21 protein-coding genes are annotated in these 19,710 nt (G+C 39.2%); 7 read left to right on the forward strand and 14 right to left on the reverse strand.

Annotated features, from left to right (window positions below; genetic code table 11):
• Nucleotides 1–29: 29 nt before the first annotated feature.
• The 5 genes from rimO to rpmB form a co-directional block, all read right to left on the reverse strand.
• Nucleotides 30–1,364, reverse strand: a complete 1,335-nt coding sequence (rimO, locus tag LY11_RS09900) for a 30S ribosomal protein S12 methylthiotransferase RimO (protein WP_111633558.1) — start codon at nucleotides 1,362–1,364, stop codon at nucleotides 30–32.
• Nucleotides 1,365–1,396: 32 nt separating this feature from the next.
• A complete protein-coding gene (gene ftsY / locus LY11_RS09905) occupies nucleotides 1,397–2,359 on the reverse strand; it encodes a signal recognition particle-docking protein FtsY (protein ID WP_111633559.1) in 963 nt (320 codons plus the stop codon).
• Nucleotides 2,360–2,432: 73 nt separating this feature from the next.
• Entirely contained in the window at nucleotides 2,433–2,594 is a 162-nt protein-coding gene (locus LY11_RS09910) for a DUF4295 domain-containing protein (protein WP_082036098.1), read from the reverse strand.
• A 23-nt stretch (nucleotides 2,595–2,617) separates the two neighbouring features.
• Nucleotides 2,618–2,800 (reverse strand): 50S ribosomal protein L33, encoded by a 183-nt coding sequence (gene rpmG / locus LY11_RS09915; RefSeq protein ID WP_008242799.1) that lies wholly within the window; start codon nucleotides 2,798–2,800, stop codon nucleotides 2,618–2,620.
• A gap of 38 nt (nucleotides 2,801–2,838) precedes the next feature.
• On the reverse strand, nucleotides 2,839–3,072 hold the full coding sequence (gene rpmB / locus LY11_RS09920; RefSeq protein ID WP_037437638.1) for a 50S ribosomal protein L28: 234 nt from the start codon (nucleotides 3,070–3,072) through the stop codon (nucleotides 2,839–2,841).
• 295 nt (nucleotides 3,073–3,367) lie between these two features.
• Here rpmB and acs point away from each other — a divergent pair, with 295 nt between their 5' ends.
• Both acs and LY11_RS09930 read left to right on the forward strand, forming a co-directional pair.
• Nucleotides 3,368–5,263, forward strand: a complete 1,896-nt coding sequence (gene acs / locus LY11_RS09925; RefSeq protein WP_111633560.1) for an acetate--CoA ligase — start codon at nucleotides 3,368–3,370, stop codon at nucleotides 5,261–5,263.
• Between the two features lie 77 nt (nucleotides 5,264–5,340).
• Nucleotides 5,341–5,526 carry a CsbD family protein gene (locus tag LY11_RS09930; protein WP_068406300.1) on the forward strand — a complete coding sequence of 62 codons (186 nt, stop codon included), beginning with the start codon at nucleotides 5,341–5,343 and terminating at the stop codon, nucleotides 5,524–5,526.
• Nucleotides 5,527–5,576: 50 nt separating this feature from the next.
• Here the strand turns inward: LY11_RS09930 and LY11_RS27280 are convergent, their stop codons facing one another.
• A complete protein-coding gene (locus LY11_RS27280) occupies nucleotides 5,577–5,786 on the reverse strand; it encodes a SymE family type I addiction module toxin (protein WP_111633561.1) in 210 nt (69 codons plus the stop codon).
• Between the two features lie 141 nt (nucleotides 5,787–5,927).
• Entirely contained in the window at nucleotides 5,928–8,861 is a 2,934-nt protein-coding gene (locus tag LY11_RS09940; protein ID WP_111633629.1) for a M16 family metallopeptidase, read from the reverse strand.
• 82 nt (nucleotides 8,862–8,943) lie between these two features.
• Between LY11_RS09940 and surE the strand changes: the two genes are divergently transcribed.
• From surE to lpxB, 3 genes are read left to right on the forward strand one after another with little or no spacing between them, the layout of a single operon-like run.
• Nucleotides 8,944–9,723 (forward strand): 5'/3'-nucleotidase SurE, encoded by a 780-nt coding sequence (surE, locus tag LY11_RS09945; protein ID WP_111633562.1) that lies wholly within the window; start codon nucleotides 8,944–8,946, stop codon nucleotides 9,721–9,723.
• A complete protein-coding gene (locus LY11_RS09950; RefSeq protein ID WP_111633563.1) occupies nucleotides 9,716–9,985 on the forward strand; it encodes a stationary phase survival protein SurE in 270 nt (89 codons plus the stop codon). The genes surE and LY11_RS09950 overlap by 8 nt, the downstream gene beginning before the upstream one ends.
• Nucleotides 9,982–11,091 (forward strand): lipid-A-disaccharide synthase, encoded by a 1,110-nt coding sequence (gene lpxB, locus LY11_RS09955; RefSeq protein ID WP_111633564.1) that lies wholly within the window; start codon nucleotides 9,982–9,984, stop codon nucleotides 11,089–11,091. The genes LY11_RS09950 and lpxB overlap by 4 nt, the downstream gene beginning before the upstream one ends.
• A 51-nt stretch (nucleotides 11,092–11,142) precedes the next feature.
• Here lpxB and LY11_RS09960 read toward each other — a convergent pair whose 3' ends face one another.
• The 3 genes from LY11_RS09960 to hxlB all read right to left on the reverse strand — a co-directional run bounded on the left by LY11_RS09960 (nucleotide 11,143) and on the right by hxlB (nucleotide 12,968).
• Nucleotides 11,143–11,514 carry a response regulator transcription factor gene (locus LY11_RS09960; RefSeq protein ID WP_111633565.1) on the reverse strand — a complete coding sequence of 124 codons (372 nt, stop codon included), beginning with the start codon at nucleotides 11,512–11,514 and terminating at the stop codon, nucleotides 11,143–11,145.
• A 174-nt stretch (nucleotides 11,515–11,688) separates the two neighbouring features.
• Nucleotides 11,689–12,321 (reverse strand): 3-hexulose-6-phosphate synthase, encoded by a 633-nt coding sequence (hxlA, locus tag LY11_RS09965; RefSeq protein ID WP_068406325.1) that lies wholly within the window; start codon nucleotides 12,319–12,321, stop codon nucleotides 11,689–11,691.
• 62 nt (nucleotides 12,322–12,383) lie between these two features.
• Nucleotides 12,384–12,968: a 6-phospho-3-hexuloisomerase gene (hxlB, locus tag LY11_RS09970; RefSeq protein WP_111633566.1), complete on the reverse strand. Its 585-nt coding sequence runs from the start codon at nucleotides 12,966–12,968 to the stop codon at nucleotides 12,384–12,386.
• 177 nt (nucleotides 12,969–13,145) lie between these two features.
• Between hxlB and LY11_RS09975 the strand changes: the two genes are divergently transcribed.
• Both LY11_RS09975 and LY11_RS09980 read left to right on the forward strand, forming a co-directional pair.
• Nucleotides 13,146–14,009: a helix-turn-helix domain-containing protein gene (locus LY11_RS09975; RefSeq protein WP_111633567.1), complete on the forward strand. Its 864-nt coding sequence runs from the start codon at nucleotides 13,146–13,148 to the stop codon at nucleotides 14,007–14,009.
• Nucleotides 14,010–14,058: 49 nt separating this feature from the next.
• A complete protein-coding gene (locus LY11_RS09980) occupies nucleotides 14,059–15,831 on the forward strand; it encodes a DUF885 domain-containing protein (protein WP_111633568.1) in 1,773 nt (590 codons plus the stop codon).
• A 4-nt stretch (nucleotides 15,832–15,835) separates the two neighbouring features.
• Here LY11_RS09980 and LY11_RS09985 read toward each other — a convergent pair whose 3' ends face one another.
• The 4 genes from LY11_RS09985 to LY11_RS10000 form a co-directional block, all read right to left on the reverse strand.
• Nucleotides 15,836–16,111, reverse strand: coding sequence for a hypothetical protein (locus LY11_RS09985; protein ID WP_111633569.1), 276 nt, complete (start codon nucleotides 16,109–16,111; stop codon nucleotides 15,836–15,838).
• Between the two features lie 21 nt (nucleotides 16,112–16,132).
• Nucleotides 16,133–16,492: a response regulator gene (locus LY11_RS09990; RefSeq protein ID WP_170132663.1), complete on the reverse strand. Its 360-nt coding sequence runs from the start codon at nucleotides 16,490–16,492 to the stop codon at nucleotides 16,133–16,135.
• A gap of 183 nt (nucleotides 16,493–16,675) precedes the next feature.
• Nucleotides 16,676–18,631 (reverse strand): OmpA family protein, encoded by a 1,956-nt coding sequence (locus LY11_RS09995; RefSeq protein ID WP_111633571.1) that lies wholly within the window; start codon nucleotides 18,629–18,631, stop codon nucleotides 16,676–16,678.
• A 53-nt stretch (nucleotides 18,632–18,684) separates the two neighbouring features.
• Complete coding sequence (locus LY11_RS10000) at nucleotides 18,685–19,662, reverse strand: PorP/SprF family type IX secretion system membrane protein (protein ID WP_111633572.1); 978 nt, start codon at nucleotides 19,660–19,662, stop codon at nucleotides 18,685–18,687.
• Between the last annotated feature and the right edge of the window lie 48 nt (nucleotides 19,663–19,710).

Here is a 19,710-nt window from a genome sequence, read left to right on the forward strand (position 1 = left end):
AATAAACCATAATTCAGCAAAACGCAATATTATTTTACAATCTGTCCATATAGATCAAAATCTTCAGCACGGTCAATTGCTACGTTTACGAAACTGCCATTTGCAGCATAACCCGTATTAGCATCAATTAAAACCTCATTATCAACCTCAGGAGAGTCAAATTCAGTACGTCCGATGAAGAAATCACCCTCTTTACGGTCTACCAGAACTTTGTAAGTCTGACCTACTTTATCCTGGTTGATTTCATAAGAAATTCCCTGTTGTAACTCCATGATTGCATCAACACGTTCCTGTTTTACTTCATCAGGTACATCATCCACCAAGTTATGTGCATGTGTTTTTTCCTCATGAGAATAAGTGAAACAACCCAATCTGTCGAAACGGGTATCTTCTACCCAGCGTAACATTTCTTCAAAGTCCTGTTCAGTCTCACCCGGGTAACCGCAAATCAGTGTGGTACGCATCGCAATTCCAGGAACTTTATCCCTGATCTGGTTAACGATGTCGATCGTCTTCTGTTTCGTAATCCCACGACGCATTGATTTCAGCATATTATCTGTGATGTGCTGTAATGGCATATCCAGATATTTACAGATGTTTTCTCTTTCGTTCATGGCATCCAGAATTTCCATCGGGAACCCTGAAGGGTAGGCATATTGTAACCTGATCCATTCGATACCATTAATATCAGAAAGCCTTCTTAACAATTCGTCCAGATTACGTTTACCGTAGATGTCCAAACCGTAATACGTTAAATCCTGAGCAATCAGGATCAGCTCTTTAGTTCCGTTGGCAGCTAATATTTTTGCTTCTTTAACCAAAGCTTCCATTTCTGTCGATACATGTTTACCGCGCATCAAAGGAATCGCGCAAAAAGAGCAGGGGCGGTTACAGCCTTCTGCAATCTTAAAATAAGCAAAATGTGAAGGAGTAGTTAATAAACGTTCTCCAATCAATTCATGCTTATAATTTGCACCTAATGAATGTAATATGTTTTGTAAATCGTTCGTACCGAAAAAGGCATCAACGTTTTTAATTTCTGATTCCAGTTCAGGCTTATAACGTTCCGAAAGACATCCCGTTACAATTACTTTACTGATTTTACCTTCTTCTTTTAACTGACTGTATTGAAGAATAGTGTCAATAGACTCTTGTTTTGCATTGTCAATGAAACCGCAGGTATTGATAACAATAATATCATCTTTGTTGATTTCATTAGCCTCATGAACCACATTTAAGCTATTCCCTCTTAATTGTCCCATCAAAACCTCAGAATCGTAAATATTCTTGGAACAACCCAATGTAATTACGTTGATTTTTGGTTTCTTAACAGGGATAATTTTAGAAGTCGTTTTCGTATTCATCTTGTGTATATATATTGCTTTTAAAAGAAGGCTTATTTAAAAAGGCCGTCAACAAAAGCTTTTTTATCAAATAATTGAAGGTCATTCACACCTTCACCAACCCCGATGTATTTAACCGGGATTTTAAACTGATCGGAAATACCAATAACTACACCACCTTTGGCAGTGCCATCCAGTTTAGTAATTGCCAGTGCATTTACATCTGTAGCTTCTGTAAATTGTTTACACTGCTCAAATGCGTTCTGTCCGGTTGAGCCGTCGAGTACCAGTAAAATCTCATGTGGTGCATTAGGGATCACCTTCTCCATCACTTTTTTGATTTTGCCCAGCTCGTTCATCAACCCGATTTTGTTATGCAATCTTCCGGCTGTATCAATGATCACTACATCTTCTCCGTTAGCAACAGCAGATTGTATGGTGTCAAATGCAACAGAAGCAGGATCAGAACCCATTGCCTGTGCCACTACCCTTACATCAATGCGCTCGCCCCATAATTTAATCTGCTCAACAGCTGCAGCCCTGAAAGTATCTGCTGCACCCAATACCACTTTCAGCCCTTCAGCTTTAAGTTTATGGGCAAGCTTGCCAATGGTGGTTGTTTTACCTACACCATTTACACCAACTACCATGATTACATAAGGTTTATGTTCACCGTACTCGAAATTACGGAAATCATTGCTGTTGTTTTCAGCCAGTAAAAGCTGGATTTCATCACGGAGGATCAGATTCAATTCTGAGGTGGACAAATATTTGTCTTTTGCCACTCTGTCCTGAATCCTTTCAATGATTTTCAATGTAGTGGTTACACCGACATCAGAAGTAACCAGTACTTCCTCCAGATTATCCAATACATCATCATCGACTGTTGACTTTCCGGCAACAGCTTTCGTGATTTTGTTAAGGAATCCGTTTTTAGTTTTCTCTAAACCTTTGTTTAATACTTCCTGAGCTTCAGGAGCAGTTTCCTTTTTCTTGAAAAAATCGAATAGTCCCATAGAAATGTAGATGAAAACAAAAAAAGCCCTCCCATAAATATAGGGACGGCTTTAATATCATTAAATATTAAAATTACTTGCCTTGTCCAGCAATAGCATCTTTAACGTGATCGTTATGAACGATAACTTCTTTGAAAGAATAAGCACCAGATTTTGGTGATTTAGTCATCGTAATAACTTTTGAATATTCTTTACCTTTACCCGTTTTAAGGGTTGCAACTACCTTTTTTGCCATGATCTAAATAGATTGGAAATGTATTACTTAATTTCTTTGTGTACAGTTACTTTCTTCAATACCGGATTGAATTTTTTCAATTCTAATCTCTCAGTAGTATTTTTACGGTTTTTTGTAGAGATATATCTAGACATACCAGGCATGCCGCTAGTTTTATGCTCTGTACATTCTAGAATAACTTGTACTCTGTTACCTTTTTTTGCCATTTTATTAATAATTTAGTTGATTCACATCAACAATGTTTTTACAAAAATCCTTTTTTTACGAAACGGTTAATAGCTTCAGTAATACCAATTTTATTGATGGTTTTGATAGCTGAAGTAGAAACTTTCAGTGTTATCCAACGGTCTTCATCAGGAATATAAAATTTCTGAAGTTGTAAGTTGGGATAAAACTTACGTTTAGTTTTAACGTTTGAGTGAGAAACATTAAAACCACTCATAGCCTTTTTTCCGGTTAAATCACAAACTCTAGACATGCCTTTAATATATATTGTTAAATTGTTCTTCGCTTAATTTTTTAAGAGTGTGCAAATATCACGAAAATATTTGTAACGATCAAGAGTCCATGTGATTATTTTTCAAATTTTATAGATTACCTCTTATTGCTCTTGCGGCAAAGATACATAAATACCCCACAAATACGAATGTTGGGCTATTCTTGGCGTTATTATGCTGTATTGTAGTAAACTGACTACATATATTTTGCTATAATAATCTTTTAACTACCTTTCAAATAATTTATATTAGCTTAAAATTATCACCAAATATATTATGCAAATCAAATCTTTAGCCGAGTACGAGGAAACCTATAAGTTCAGTGTCGAGCATCCAGAAGAGTTCTGGGCTGGAATAGCAGAAAAATTTCTATGGAAAAAGAAATGGGATAAAGTCTTATCCTGGAATTTCACTGACCCACAGATCAAATGGTTTGAAGGCGCGAAGTTGAATATTACTGAAAACTGCCTTGACCGTCACCTGGAGAAAAGTGGTGACAAACCTGCAATTATCTGGGAATCTAATGACCCTGAAAAGCCAAGTGTGACACTGACCTATAAAATTCTTCATGAACAAGTGTGCCGGTTTGCTAACGTGCTAAAGAAAAATGGTGTAAAAAAAGGTGACCGTATTTGTATTTATATGCCAATGGTCCCGGAACTCGCGATTGCGGTGCTGGCCTGTGCACGTATCGGAGCAGTCCACTCTGTTATATTCGGTGGATTCTCTGCGAAATCAATTGCAGACAGAATCAATGATTCAGCTTGTAAACTGGTGATTACTGCCGATGGATCTTTCCGTGGAAGTAAACAAATCCAGCTGAAAGAAGTCATTGATGACGCACTGATCGGATGTCCTACGGTAGAAAAAGTGATTGTGCTTACCCACACCCGTACTCCTGTTTCGATGTTAAAAGGCCGTGATTTATGGTTTGAGGATGAGATTAAACTAGTAGATACCATCTGTCCTGCAGAAGAAATGGACGCAGAAGACATGTTATTTATCTTATATACTTCTGGTTCTACCGGAAAGCCAAAAGGTGTAGTACATACTGTAGGTGGCTATATGGTTTATGCAGGATATACTTTCTCCAATGTGTTTAATTATCAGCCAGACGAAGTTTTTTTCTGTACAGCTGATATTGGCTGGATTACCGGACACTCTTATATTGTCTATGGCCCGCTTTCACAAGGCGCAACAACCTTGATATTTGAAGGAATTCCTACTTATCCTACGCCATCAAGATTATGGGAAGTGGTAGAAAAACATAAAGTTAATATCCTTTACACTGCTCCAACTGCAATCCGTTCATTGATGAGCTTTGGTACAGAACCTTTAAAGGGAATAGATATGAGCAGCCTGCGTGTCTTAGGATCAGTAGGAGAGCCCATTAATGAAGAGGCCTGGCACTGGTTTGATGAAGAAGTTGGTCATAAAAACTGCCCGATCGTAGATACCTGGTGGCAAACTGAAACTGGTGGACTGATGATTTCACCGATTGCTTTTGTAACGCCATTAAAACCTGCCTGTGCGACTTTACCTTTACCTGGAATTCAGCCCTTGCTGGTGGATGAGAATGGAAAAGAGATTGAAGGAAACGGCGTAAACGGTAACCTTTGTATTAAATTCCCATGGCCAGGTATATTACGTACAACTTATGGTGATCATGAAAGGTGTAAACAAACCTATTTTTCAACTTATCCGAACCTTTATTTTACAGGTGATGGCTGCATGCGTGACGAAGATGGTTATTATAAAATCACCGGAAGGGTAGATGATGTCATCAATGTTTCAGGACATAGAATTGGCACGGCCGAGGTAGAAAATGCCATCAATATGCACGCTGGCGTAGTAGAAAGTGCTGTTGTGGGGTATCCACATGAAGTAAAAGGACAGGGGATTTATGCTTTCGTAATTTATCCGAAGCTGCATGATGAACCAGAATTGACCAAAAAAGATATTCTGCAAACAGTAACCCGTGTTATTGGTGCAATTGCGAAACCAGATAAGATTCTATTTGTAACGGGCTTACCGAAAACGCGCTCAGGAAAGATCATGCGTAGAATACTTCGTAAGATTGCTGAAGGAGAAACTGCAAATCTTGGTGATACCAGTACCTTATTAGATCCTGGAATTGTAGAAGAAATTATTGTTTCCGCACAGCAATTGTAAAGATTTATCCCCTTTAAAACAATTTTTAAGTTTTAGCTGTTCCTTATCGAAACGATCATTAATTTAAAACAAATACTATGGACAGTTTAGAGTTAAAAGGAAAATGGAATGAGTTGAAAGGTAAAGTGAAGCAAGCCTATGGCGATCTTACAGAAGACGACTTGAAACATGAAGAAGGTAAAGATGATGAGCTTTACGGTAAATTACAGCAGAAAACAGGTAAAACCCGTGATGAAGTGATCACGTGGTTGAAATCTTTATAGATTTATATTCTAATAGAAAAGGCTCCTCAAATTATATTGAGGAGCCTTCTTTATTTAGCCAGATTGATAACCAATGCGTTATTGACCATCGTAATGTTTACTCTTTGATCTGGGGTGAAACCTATTTCGCTAAGCCAATGGCCTGAAAGCTTAATTTCAGGAATTATGGTTCGGCTCCGGCGGTTAATTCTGATAATGGGCTGGATTTTTAAGCTTCTGCTCCACGGCAGGCTGCTTATGTTCGTATCTGGTACTAGCATACATTTTTTGGATTAATTTAGCGACTTACTATTGCATCATTAAATATACTTCCTTTAAGTTAAATATGTATCTAAAGTTATAAACAAAATGGCCGCTCTGAATTTTATCCAAAGCGGCCATTTTATTGAGCTGTTCCCGGGTTAATAACCGAATATTTGTTCCAGTGTAAGCGTATTCAGCTTACCGAATTTCTCCATATCCTGTATTTTTACTTTTTTATCAGAAGCTACGATACAATAATTATAAGGCTTATTGGCTACCTGGCTCGTATGAAAAGCTTTAATATCTGAGAAAGTTAAAGGCTGTAAACCTTTATATTCATCAATTCTTGAATCATGATCAAGACCTAATCTCTGGTCTGCATAATAATGATTGATAATTGCATTTTTAGTGATTCTTGAAGTTTCTAAAGAATTTAAAGAATTAGACCTTGAAGACTGAAAGTTTTTCTCAGACTCAGGTAATACATTCAATAACTCATTCATCGCACCCACAGCGTCAGTCATTTTATCAGCCTGGCTACCCACATAAGCAACCATTGAATTGTCTTTTTCTTTTTTATCAGGAGCAGAATAATACGCATAAGTTGAATACGCTAAAGCTTTAGACTCTCTGATGGTCTGGAAAACAATAGAACCCATACCGCCTCCAAAATAGCTGTTGAACAGGTTAATTTTAGCTGCCTGTGAAGGATCGTAAGCGCCATTATTTCTTATCCAGCGAATCTCAGACTGTACCATATCATAGTTGGCAAAATAAACCTGGTTGTCTTTGTTGTCTGTATAAACAAATTGCTGCGCAGGAGTTGCTTCAGTAAATACTTTAGGTAAAACATGTACCTTTTCAATGTTTTTAGTGAATATATCGATTGTCTCCGGGCCATAATAATTGATGGAATGTTTCACACTGTTGATATGATGTAAAATATCCAATAACTGTGCAGAAGTCAACTGTTGTACCTCTTCATTGGATAAAACAAAGTTAGTTGGGTTTTTTGGACCATATTGCGCGTAACTCATCAGCCCGGAAAGGATTGCAGCCTTGTTCAGCTTCGTATTTTCCCTTGATTTAAGGATACTGCTTTTCATTTCCTTCAATGCCTCTTCATTTGCTTTACAATTAGCGAACACATGCTCCACTAAATTTACAGCCTGATCAAAATTCTCCTGAAGACCGCTGATCTCAATCGTACATACATCATTTTTTACAGTGAATGAATAATTACAAGCAATATTATAGAACTGCTTGCTGATTTCTTCTGCCGAATATTTATCAGTACTTAAAAAAGTAAGATATTTTGCAGCATAAGGTGTTAATTTAGAATTCCATGCACCCATATCAAAACGATATGTCAGGTTGAAAATACTGTTCTCTTTATTTTGAACAGTTACCACATCGGCGATGCCGGCTTTACCAAAGTTCAGATCCTTTTGGTAATCAAGGAACCGGGCTTCAATAGGTTTTGAAGGTGTAGCCAGTAGATTTTTAGTAAAAACAGAAGTCTCATTCGTATTCGTTTTAACCGGGGTAATTGCCGGTTTGTCAACTTTTTGAATGCTCTTGTCTTCTCCTTTATGTTTCAGAATAACCACATAGTTATCCTTGAAGAACTTATTCGCGAAATCAACTACCTCTTTCTTGCTGATTTTAGCCATGTCATCCGGATTTCTCAATGACTTATCCCATTTCGTTGCACGGTTCAGGATAAACTCATTGGTCACTGCTTCCACACGGAAATCATTCTTATCAAATGACTCCAGTAAGCTTAATTTGCTGTTGGCGACCGTTGCCTTGATCAGGCTCTCTTCAAAATCACCTTTTTTTAATAAAGTAACCTGGTCTAATAATAACTGTTTGGCCTGATCCAGTGACTGTCCTTGTTTAGGTTGTGCCACTAAAAGGAAAGTACCATAATCCTTCATCTGCTGATAACCAGCACCAGCATTTAAAACTTTCTGCTGTTTGTTTAAATTGATGTCCATTAAACCCGCTTTACCATTGGCAAGGATGCTGGAAATTAAATCAAGCATCATGCTCTCTTTCGTGTTTTCCGCATATCCTCTGTAGCCGATTCTCACTGCTTCAGCACTTGGGCCATTAATATCAGCCGTCTGAATTTTAGTCAGTGGTTTTTCGGCAGCAGGTGTATATAATTCAAGAGGTTTTGCCTTCATATAAGAGAAAGACTGATCTACCTTTTTAATCATTTCATCGGCTTTAAAATCACCAGAAAGAATAACAGCCATATTATCAGGAACATAATACTTGTTATAATACTTGCGGATTTCTACCAGCGAAGGATTCTTTAAATGCTCAATAGTACCGATGGTCGTTTGTTGTCCATAATTATGCGTAGGGTACAGCAAATCATTCATCTTCTCACTGATTTTCCACGAATCATTGTCTAGTCCGCGGTTTTTCTCTTCATAAACAGCTTCCAGTTCTGTATGGAAAATACGGAATACCGGGTTGCGGAAACGTTCAGCCTGTAAAGCAAGGAATTTATCAGCTGCATTCGCAGGCAGGTCCTCATTGTAAACCGTTTCCTCATACCATGTATGTGCATTGGTTGACTGTCCGCCAATAGATTTCATCATTTTATCATATTCATTGGCGATAGAATAATTAGAAGCCTCACCGGAAGTTTTATCTATTTGGGCATAGATTTCTTTTCGTTCAGCGGGGTCAGTAGTTGCATGATATTTCTCATATAGTCCTTCTATTTTATCCAGCAAAGGTTTTTCTTTGGCATAATCTAAAGTACCAAAACGATCAGTCCCCTTGAATAAAAGATGCTCCAGGTAATGCGCTAAACCCGTAGCATTGCGGGGGTCAGTATTACTACCAGCTCTGACAGCCATGCGAAACTCAATACTAGGTTCTTTCGTATTTTCGGAAAGGATGACAGTAAGACCATTTTGCAAAGTATAAAAGCGGGATTTCGTAGGATCATTCGTTACATACTTATAAGTATATCCGCCGGAGGATGCTGTTTTCCACTCATACCCCACTTGCGCCATTAAGGACGATCCAGCGAGGATAAAGCAAGATAAAAGAAATATATTTTTTTTCATGTTTAATAAGTTATGTTCAAATATACTTTTGAAATATGAGAAACTAGTTATATATATCCCATAATCTTGTACTTTTACCCCCATGAAGAAAGAGCAATCCAGACCCAATATTTTAGTAGTAAATGATGATGGTGTTACTGCACCAGGTATCAGGAATCTGATTGAAGCCGTTAAGGAATTTGGTAACGTTGTAGTAGTCGCACCAGATGGGCCACAGTCCGGAATGGGACATGCAATTACCATAGGAAAACCTTTGCGTTTTGACAGGGTAAACCTGTACGAAGGTGTGGAAATGTATAAATGTTCAGGTACACCTGTGGACTGCGTAAAACTGGCAGTAAACAGAATATTTAAAGGTAAAAAGCCTGATCTGTGTGTTTCAGGTATCAACCATGGATTAAATAATTCGATTAACGTTATTTATTCAGGAACCATGTCAGCTGCTATGGAAGGAGCCATTGAAGGCATTCCTTCTGTTGGATTCTCCCTGGATGATTTCTCTGAAGAAGCTGATTTCAGTCACTGTCTTAAATTTGTTAAGACCATAGTCCGCCAGGTACTCGATCACGGTTTGCCACAAGCAACTTTGCTGAATGTCAACTTCCCTAAAGGTGCGGATTTGAAAGGAATTAAAATCTGCAGACAGGCCAATGCAAAATGGGCAGAAGAATTTGACGAACGTAACGACCCTTATGGCCGTCCATACTACTGGCTGGCCGGCGTATTTCAAAATAATGATAAAGGAGAAGATACAGATGTATGGGCATTGGAGAACGGTTTTGTATCAGTTGTACCCGTACAATTTGATTTAACTGCACATCACGCTATTCCAATATTAAACTCGTGGACATTTAATGATTAAGCAGATTAAAGATAACGTCTGGGTAGGTTTTGGGATTGGTATTTTCCTTCCGGGAGTACTGCTTTCCATGGTCTGGTTTATTATGCACCAGATAGCCTACCTCGCCAAAGCAGACCTGTTGCTGATTGGCTGTATTGCCGTAAATGCTATACTGCTGAAGTACTTTTTTAAGGTGAATAAAGAAAATACAGGGAGAGGCGTATTAGGAGCCACATTTATATGGGGCATGCTTTTCTTTTTCTATAAAATCTCACAATCATGAAATATTATCTTGTAGCCGGTGAAGCTTCCGGAGATCTCCATGGCGCTAATTTAATGAAGGCACTGAAGGATCAGGACCCGGAGGCTGAATTCAGATATTTCGGCGGGGATAAAATGAAAGCAGAAGGCGGAACGCTCGCCAAACATTATGCAGAAATGGCGTTCATGGGATTTACAGAAGTACTGCTTAACCTGAGAACTATATTCAGGAATTTAAAAACCTGTAAAGAAGATATTCTGGCCTGGTCGCCCGATGTTTTGATCCTGATTGATTTTCCGGGCTTTAATTTAAAGATTGCCGGTTTTGGAAAAGAGAAAGGTATTAAAGTTTGTTATTATATTTCTCCGAAAGTATGGGCGTGGAACCAGAAAAGGGTACTGAAGATCAAAAAGGTAGTTGATAAAATGTTTTGTATCCTTCCATTTGAAGTAGACTTCTACAAAGGATGGGGGATGGAAGTGGATTATGTTGGCAATCCTTTACTGGACGAAAAAGCCTCTTTTATACCTGACCCGGATTTCCGTGTACAGCATCAATTAACCGAAGATAACATTATTGCCCTGCTTCCGGGCAGCCGTAAACAAGAAATAGAACGCCTGTTGCCAGCGATGCTGAGCGTTACCGGACAATTCCCCGATCAGCAATTTGTTGTTGCAGCAGCTCCCGGATTTCCAGTAGTTTATTACCAGCAATTTATTGGTGCTAAAAATGTGAAACTTGTTTTCGGAAAAACTTACGACTTGCTGAATGTTGCAACAGCAGCAATTGTTGCTTCAGGTACAGCAACTTTGGAAACCGCTTTATTTCATGTCCCGCAAGTCGTGGTTTACAAAGGAGGGACAATTTCTATTGCCATTGCAAGAATGCTTGTGAAAATCAGGTTTATATCCCTGGTTAACCTGATCATGGACAGAGAAGTGGTTACTGAACTGATTCAGGAGGATTGCAATACCGTGAATATTACAGATCAGCTTTACAAGCTGATTGAAGGGCCGGCAAGAGTGAAAATATTGGAAGATTATAAGGAATTGTCTGCAATTATGGGTGAACCCGGAGCTTCTGCCAGAACGGCATCACTGATTTCAGCATATCTGCTAAAAGGTTAAAATATAAATATCTGCCTTGAAATTATCAGGGCAGATACTCCTTAATGCTTCTTAAGCAGTCTTTTTGACTAGTAAATTGCTGATTCTTTTGACTACGTCATCCAGATCAAATGGTTTACTGATATAGTCATCGGCACAAGCCTGTGTACTCATTTGTTTACTTCTTGGATTGGCAGACATTACAATAACAGGAATATGTTTGGTAAACATATCATTTTTAAGGTCGTCGCAGATTTCAATTCCATTCCCGTCAGGTAACATCACATCAATAATAAACAGATCAGGTAAAGAGTCTCTTAGTTTACTTTTCAGTTCACTAACTGACGAAGAAAGCTGCAATTCATAACCTTCATCCTTTAACAAATATTCAATGATATACCTGATATCACTGTCATCTTCAAGTACGTGTATCCTTTTGGTCATAATCAATTATGTTTGGCCATTATTTGAACCAGAACATTATCAAATAGTGTTCCATAATGGCTATTAAGGACTTTGTCGGGTTAAATATTACATAACACTGTGTAAAAATTATTTGTTTAAAGAAAAAGGGCAGATCAACGATATTGACCTGCCCTTTTAGATAAAATATTTTAATTATACTGCGTCAATTGCTTCACGTAAAGCCTTTGCCGCAGCAGCAGGATCTTCTGCGCCATAAATTGCAGCACCAGCAACCGCTACTATTGCACCTGCCTTAATCACGGCGGTAACATTATTGATGTTTACACCACCAGCGATGGAAACAGGAACACCAGCGCGGGCAGCCTCATCAATTAAAACCTGGATAGAATATCCTTCAGTCCATTGCTCATCTAAACCAGCATGTAATTCTACGAACTCAGCACCTAATTTAGTTACTTCCTGGGCACGTTTAACACGGTCAGCTACGCCAATCGTATCTACAACTATACCTTTTCCATGCGCTTTAGCTGCTTTAATTGCGCCAGCGATAGTTGCATCCCCAGCCGCACCTAAAACAGTCACTAAATCAGCGCCTGCTTTAAAAGCAATATCAGCCTCTAACTCACCAGCATCCATTGTTTTTAAATCAGCAAATACTAATTTATCCGGGTGAGCTTGTTTCATTGCTGTAACTACAGCAATACCTTCATTTTTAATTAACGGAGTACCTAATTCAATGATGTCAATATAAGGAGCGATTTTAGCAGCTAATGCTAAAGCATCTTTTGTAGTTAATAAATCTATTGCGACTTGTAATTTTGCCATTGTTATTTGTTTTTAATTATTGTTTGTATCTCTTTAAAACTGATTATATAATTGTGTATTTATTATTCCAGGTTGGCATGTCTTTTCCAGAGTTCCTCTGCAGGAGTGCCATCGGCAGCCCACATGGTTTGAAAAAGGGCATCTGTTAACAGGAATAAAGCTTGTTCAAATAAACTGCCCGCATATTGCTCAGAAATAGTTTTTCCATGATCCTGTTTCTGCGCAGCAGGAAGAAGTAAAACAAGCGTAGCTAAATCTGCAAGCGGAGAATCACTGGTTGTAGAAAAAGCAATGACCCTGGCATCAGCAGCGACAGCTTTCTCCGCTGCCTTGACAATTGTACTGGTCGTTCCTGAACCTGAAGCTGCAATCAAAAGATCACCCTTTTTAATTGCAGGGGTGGTTGTTTCTCCCGCTACAAAAACCGTAAACCCGAAGTGCATTAAGCGCATTGCAGCGGCTTTTAATGCAAAACCAGTGCGTCCGGCACCAATCACAAACACACGTTCAGCCTGATGTAAATAAGGAATTACTGCCGCGAGCTGAGTAAAATCGAGCTGCGCCGCTAACCTCTGGTTCTCTTGTAAAATCAATTCCAGGTTTGCCTGTAAACCGGCTGCCTGCTCCTTTATGTTTGCACTACCCATCTCTTTTTTGTCTGCATCAAAGGTAGTTGGCCCATGAAGCCCCCACGTTACACTATATGCGCATAGTATGGGACTATTTGGAAACGGCCGCTAATACATCCTTAACTTATTAATATATTTGACCTTCAAACCCGGCCCGAATATTTCAGGAGGTAAACAGTAAAGGAGAATCAGCAGATGGAAGAAAGTACCAGCCTTGGATTAGAAAAGTCATTAATATATATCAGAAACCTGGAGAAATGTCCGCCAAGCTATCTGAATGATCCGGGAAGAAAAGACTTCTTTGAAATTGTCTGGCTGCAAAATGAATTTCCATTACACGCGGTTAAAGAAGAAGAAACACCAAAAGCAGGCGACTGGATTTATCTTATTCCACCATACCGGGTGCACCAATTGAACAAAGCAGGTAAAAACGGTATCCTGTTATCTTTTAAAAGAGACTTTCTGGACGAGGAAGATAAAGAATTCTACCTTGACATCTTCAAGATTTTTAATTTCCAGGGAGAGTTCTCCTGTCTGCCGTTAACCAAAGAAAATGCTGTTGAACTGGACAAAATTTATCAATTGCTGGAAGAAGAATATAAACAGCAAAGCAACAGTTTTTTGATTTTAAAAGCATTGCTGAAAGTTTTTTTACTAAAGCTTATCCGCATTAAAGAGCATGTATTTACTACCCAGGATGTTAATCAGAAAAGAGTATATGAATTTATGATGTTGCTGGAAGAAAATTATCAACTGGAAAGGAATGCTGACTTTTATGCCGGAGAATTAGGGTTAAGCGCCAAACGCCTCAATCAGATCTTAAAAGATAAACTGGATAAAACCGGGACCCAGCTCATCCATGACCGGATTATTCTGGAAGCTAAAAGACAAATCATTCACAGCGAAAATACACTCAAAGAAATTGCCTATAACCTGAATTTTACAGATCGTTCCTATTTCAGCAGGTTCTTTAAAAAACAGACCGGACAATCTCCGGAAGACTTTCAAAAACAAGCTAAAAGCCATATTGAATCCAGATTCAATACCCTGGTTGAATAGGCAGAACCTGATAAATATTTACTAGCTTTATTTTCTAAACTCAAAATTTATGAAAAGAATAGCCTTTGTTCTGTTGTTTGCCGGCACTATAGCCGCCTGTAAACAAGGAGACAAAAAAAGCAATGCGAATCCGCAATTCGGCAAATTATGTGATCAGTATTATGAAGATTATTTAAAGCTAAATCCAATTTCTGCTACCTACGCAGGAGATAACAGGTATAATAGTGAACTGCCCAATGATGGCTCTGTTGCTTACCTGAATACCACTAAAAACTTCTACAAACAATACCTGGATAGTCTGGGGAAATATAAACGCGACCAGCTCGATGAAAATGATAAGTTATCCTTTGATGTATTAAAAGATAACCTAGAAACTGGCCTTGAAGGACTAAAATATCATTTTGAATATCTGCCCTTCAACCAGATGAATGCTTTACCCTTAACCATTGGACAATTAGGATCTGGTACAGGCGCACAACCTTTTAAAACTGTTAAAGACTATGAAGACTGGCTGAAACGTGTTGACGCATTTGCTGTATGGGCAGATACAGCTATCGGAAATTTTAAAAAAGGAATAGCATCGGGTATCGTTTTACCTAAAGCACTGGTGGTAAAAATGTATCCGCAAATGCTGAGTATGGTTGTTACCGATCCGGCAAAGAGTCTTTTTTATGCGCCTGTTACACAAATGCCAAAAGACTTTGCAGACGCAGATAAAAAAAGACTGACCGAAGCTTATCGCAATACTATTTTAACCGTTATTGTTCCGGCTTATAAAAAACTGGGAGAGTTTCTGAAAAATGACTACCTGCCAAAATCCAGAACCACTTCGGGGTTCTCTTCCTTACCAGATGGTACAGCGATGTATACTTACCTGGTGAAACAACAAACGACGACGACCAAAACCCCTGAAGAAATTTATCAGACAGGTTTAAAAGAAGTGGCAAGAATCCATTCAATAATGGATAGTATCAAAAATAAAACAGGTTTCAAAGGTGACCTTAAGGCATTTTTCGAGTACATGAAAACTGACCCTAAATTCATGCCTTATAAAACTCCTGCTGAAATTCTGGCTGCTTTTGATAACATTCATAAACGAATGGAGCCAAACCTGAAAACGATGTTTACGACCGTTCCTAAAACTCCGTTTGAGATCCGTCAAACAGAAGCCTTCCGTGCCGCTTCTGCCAGTGCAGAATATAACCAGGGATCTGCCGACGGTAAACGTCCCGGTATTTTTTATGTACCTATACTGGATGCCACTAAATTCAATACTACTTCGGGTATGGAATCTTTATTCCTTCACGAAGCCATTCCTGGTCATCATTACCAGATCTCATTGACGCAGGAAAACACAGAACTTCCTAAATTCAGACGCTTTGGAATGCACAATGCTTATGTAGAAGGCTGGGCATTATATTGTGAATCCTTAGGAAAGGAGCTGGGCTTATATACCGATCCTTACCAGTATATGGGGGCATTGGGTGATGAAATGCACCGTGCTATCCGCCTGGTTGTAGATGTAGCGATACATACTAAAAATATGACCAGAGAACAGGCTATCAAATATATGATGGATAATGAGGCCATTAACGAACAAGGGGCAACAGCCGAAATTGAACGTTACATGGGAATGCCTGCACAAGCATTAGGTTATAAAATAGGGGCAATGAAGATCCGTGAATTGCGCACCAAATATGAAAAACAACTGGGTGCTAAATTTAAACTTGCCGAATTCCATCACCAGGTACTCAAAGACGGTTCATTACCACTCAGCGTGTTTGAAAATAAAATGAACGACTGGGCAGCTACAGTAAAATAAATGATCAGGAGAATATTCTGACTACAGAAGAAGAACGTCCGGTGTTGAGCCTGTAACCATGGGCAACCGGATAGGAATTCTCTATTGCAGGGCCTATAGCAGAGGCCGAGATCAGGTCATCAGGATTGGAACGGAAAAGCACCGACCATTTCCCTGATGACCTGTTTTTATATATTTCCAGAATACCCCGTTTATGTACTACCCTGAAAAGAGGGATACTTGGTGACAGCTTTTTTACCTGAAAATTCTCGCCATAAAGTGATATTTTGTAATAAATCATAAAGGCATTTTTTTTTGGTTTTTAAGCTAGTTGATTCTCAACACGCTTTAACAAATCGTCTAAATCGAATGGTTTACTAATAAAATCATCTGCAAAAGCTTCTTTACTGCTCTGTTCGGCACTCGCATGTGCAGAAATAATAATTACAGGAATATGCCTGGTATCCAGGCTCTGTTTCAATTTTCGGCATAACTGTATACCATTGCCATCCGGAAGTCTTACATCCATCAGAATAAGATCAGGTAAAGTATTAAAGAGGTTAATTTTAAATTCTCTGGCATTGGCAGCCACGGTAACATCAAATTCTGACTGTTGCAGAATATATTCTATTACATCGCGTATAGCTTCATCGTCTTCTATGATTTGAATCAGTTTTGACATAATATTTATTGATAAAAATTTGTCTACTAAACAAGGCGGTGCGGGCATTGTTTAATAAATTATTCTAATAGATAAACGAAGATTTGGGGTAACTTGTTGCGGGAGAGTGAATTTTTAAACTCGATTTAACAAAAAATCCCTGCAAAACTTAATTTGCAGGGATTAAAATGAATTGATTACATGCTATTGGCTCACTACTTTGAATGTGGTTCTCCGGTTTAGCTGGTGCATAGCCTCCGTACATTTTACGCCATTTGCACAGCGGTTAAGTAATTGTGTTTCTCCATAACCATGCCCCGTAATCCTGCTTTGATCAATACCTCTTGAAATAATATACTGTACAGCCGAATTCGCTCTTTTCTGAGACAACCACAAATTATATACATCAGGGCCTCTGCTATCGGTATAAGAACTTAACTCCACCCCAATGGTTTCGTTGGTTTTCATCGTAGAAACTAGTTTATCCAATTCTCTTGCTGCATCCGGACGGATATTTGATTTGTCAAAATCATAATAGATATTCTCTATCCTGACCGGCTTGTTCAGCACAATTGTTTCCAGGAATAAATCTTGAACAAGCGTAGAAGAACTGTTCAGGTTCACCGTTGTTACCCTGACCACATCCGAACTATAATTCGCCTTTTCGCCCTTTAAAGTATAGTCGGCTGCCTGATCAAGGTTGAATTTGAAAGTTCCCAGGCTGGTCGTTACCGCTGTCAGATTTCCACCACCCTGTTTAGTTAAGGTAACCACTGCACCACCAACCGGTTGATTGGTTTTACGGTCATAAACCGTTCCTTCCAGCTTAAAGTACATAATCGTTTGAGTTGTGAAGCTGTAAATATCATCATTACCAGTCCCGCCCGGGCGGTTAGAAGCCATATAACCTGTACCTTTTAAACTTTGGTTGAAAGCAAAATCATCCTGTGGAGAATTGACCGGGTATCCCATATTGACCGGTTTGTTCAATCCTGCAGAGGTCAGTTTTGCTTTATAAATATCCAGTCCGCCCATACCGATCAGTCCATCACTGCTGAAATAAAAGTAACCATCGTCCGCTGCGAAAGGGTTTCTTTCATTTCCATCAGTATTTACCGCAGTCACATTTACAGCATCTGCCCAGCTTCCGTCTGCATTTTTACGCACACTGTAAATATCAGTTCCGCCTTTGCCACCTGGCATTGTGGAAACAAAATATAGCTGCCCGCCATCCGCAGAGATTGCAGGATCACCAACCGACCACTCATTAACCTTATTGTATTTAAAAGGAACTGGTTTCCCCCAGTTACCACTGGCATCTTTGGAGCTGCTGTAAATTTCCAGGTTAATTGTTCCCGGTGCACCTTTTTGACGGATGATCTTTTTGGGAATCCTGGTCAGCGTGAAATAAACCGTCTGGCCATCGGCAGTAAAACTTGCCGCACCAATATGGTAATTGGTTTCTGCATTCAGGGCGAAAACTTTGAGGCTGTCATTTAGTCCGGTTTTTTCATACAAGCGCAGGTATTCATTTCCGGTCCATCCATAACTTGCCGGATCTGGTAATTTTGTTGAACCGTCAAACTTCAGAAAGGGTTTTGATTTCACTCCCTTGGTACTCCCTGTAAAATTTCGGTCAGAAGTGAAAACCACTCCTTGCTGATAAGTAACTGCCGCCCAGTCCGATCCTGAACTGTTCAAGCCTTTTTCATTGACAAGCGTAACAGGTACCGGGTTTTTGATCCAGTATTGTGCCGAATCGCAAGAGGTAAGCCAGACCTGCTGCTGAGCAGTACTGACCTCAGGTTTCAAACTTATATACTTTTGATAAGCAGTCCTGGCCTCCGCAAATTTAGAATTGCTTTGTAAAGCCTTTGCATAATACAACGTATTTTCTGCCGGACTTTCAGGCATCACAGCAGCAACCTCATACCATTTTTCCGCTTCTGAATAATTATCCATCAGGCGATAAGATGCTGCCAAACGCTGGACAGCATGTAAGGTCTTCTTTTTATGATAAGCCTTTTGATATAATTCGACAGCTTTATTATAATTAAATAATTCAAATTGGGTATCCGCCTCTTTAAGGACGTACTGCGCCTTTACTGTTAAAGTCAGCAGGAGTATTGCGATAACTATACCTGATTGGATTGTTTTCATGCTATTAATCGATGGAACGCGTTAAAATCTATTTTAATTATATAATCAGTCTTTTAGAAGTATCTCGGAGACCTCATCCTGGTGTTTTTCGTATTGAAATAATAACCAATTGATATTTCATGTGTACCACTGCTATATCCCTGTAACGGACCGATTGAAATGTCATAAGCATAACCCACACGCAGTGTCTTAGTTGGAAAAACTTCAATAGCCGCGACGGCTGAATTCCTGTTGCTTAAATCTTTTTGCAAATAATCTTTGCTATACAATTTGACCCCGGTACGGTAAGAACCACCCACCCAGATCCTGTCCATGAAAAGCACAAAAGCATTGATGTCCAGACTTGTTGGGCCACCGCGGTCATCCTTCAGCAAAAAAGAAGGCTTCAGCAAAATATCCTGTCCCAAGGGAATCAATGTACCTGCTGTTAGATAATAATGAGGCTTGGGCTGCGGAATAAAAGCATAGCGGTCCACATTAATATATTGGGCAATCAGATTATCCGCAGATATTCCCGCAAAAAAACGATCATCAGAATAATAAACCCCAACTCTTGCATCTGGTAATACCGTATTCTGTGAACCTGTCGGCTGGTCAGGTTCCTGATCATTCGGGTGTAACATCGATCCGTCAATCCCCAGTTGTACCATTCCAATACCAACCCCAAGTGCCAGTCTTGATGTTCCGCTTTCGTTCATTTTCAGTCGATACGCATAATTGGCGTAGGCGGCCAGGTTACTTTGCGCGCCCAGTTTATCTGCTGAAACCTGTAAAGCCAAACCCACGTTACCATTATTCGCATTCGCATCAACTGCCAGGGAGAAAGTAGTTGGTGCCCCTTTAATCCCTGTCCACTGGCTGCGGTAAAAACTATGTAAATTCAATTGTTCTTTATACCCCGCATAAGCCGGGTTAATATAAATGCCGTTGAACATATACTGGCTAAACTGTGCATCCTGCTGTGCTTTCAACACCTTGGCAGGAAGCAGCAGGCTTAAGATTAACACTAATAATAACAAGCTTCTTTTCATACGGATATAATTAATTCTATTCTTCAATCTGATTCAGTTTTTTGGTCG

It is taken from the genome of Pedobacter cryoconitis, from assembly GCF_003259615.1.
Classification (GTDB): Bacteria; Bacteroidota; Bacteroidia; order Sphingobacteriales; family Sphingobacteriaceae; genus Pedobacter; species Pedobacter cryoconitis.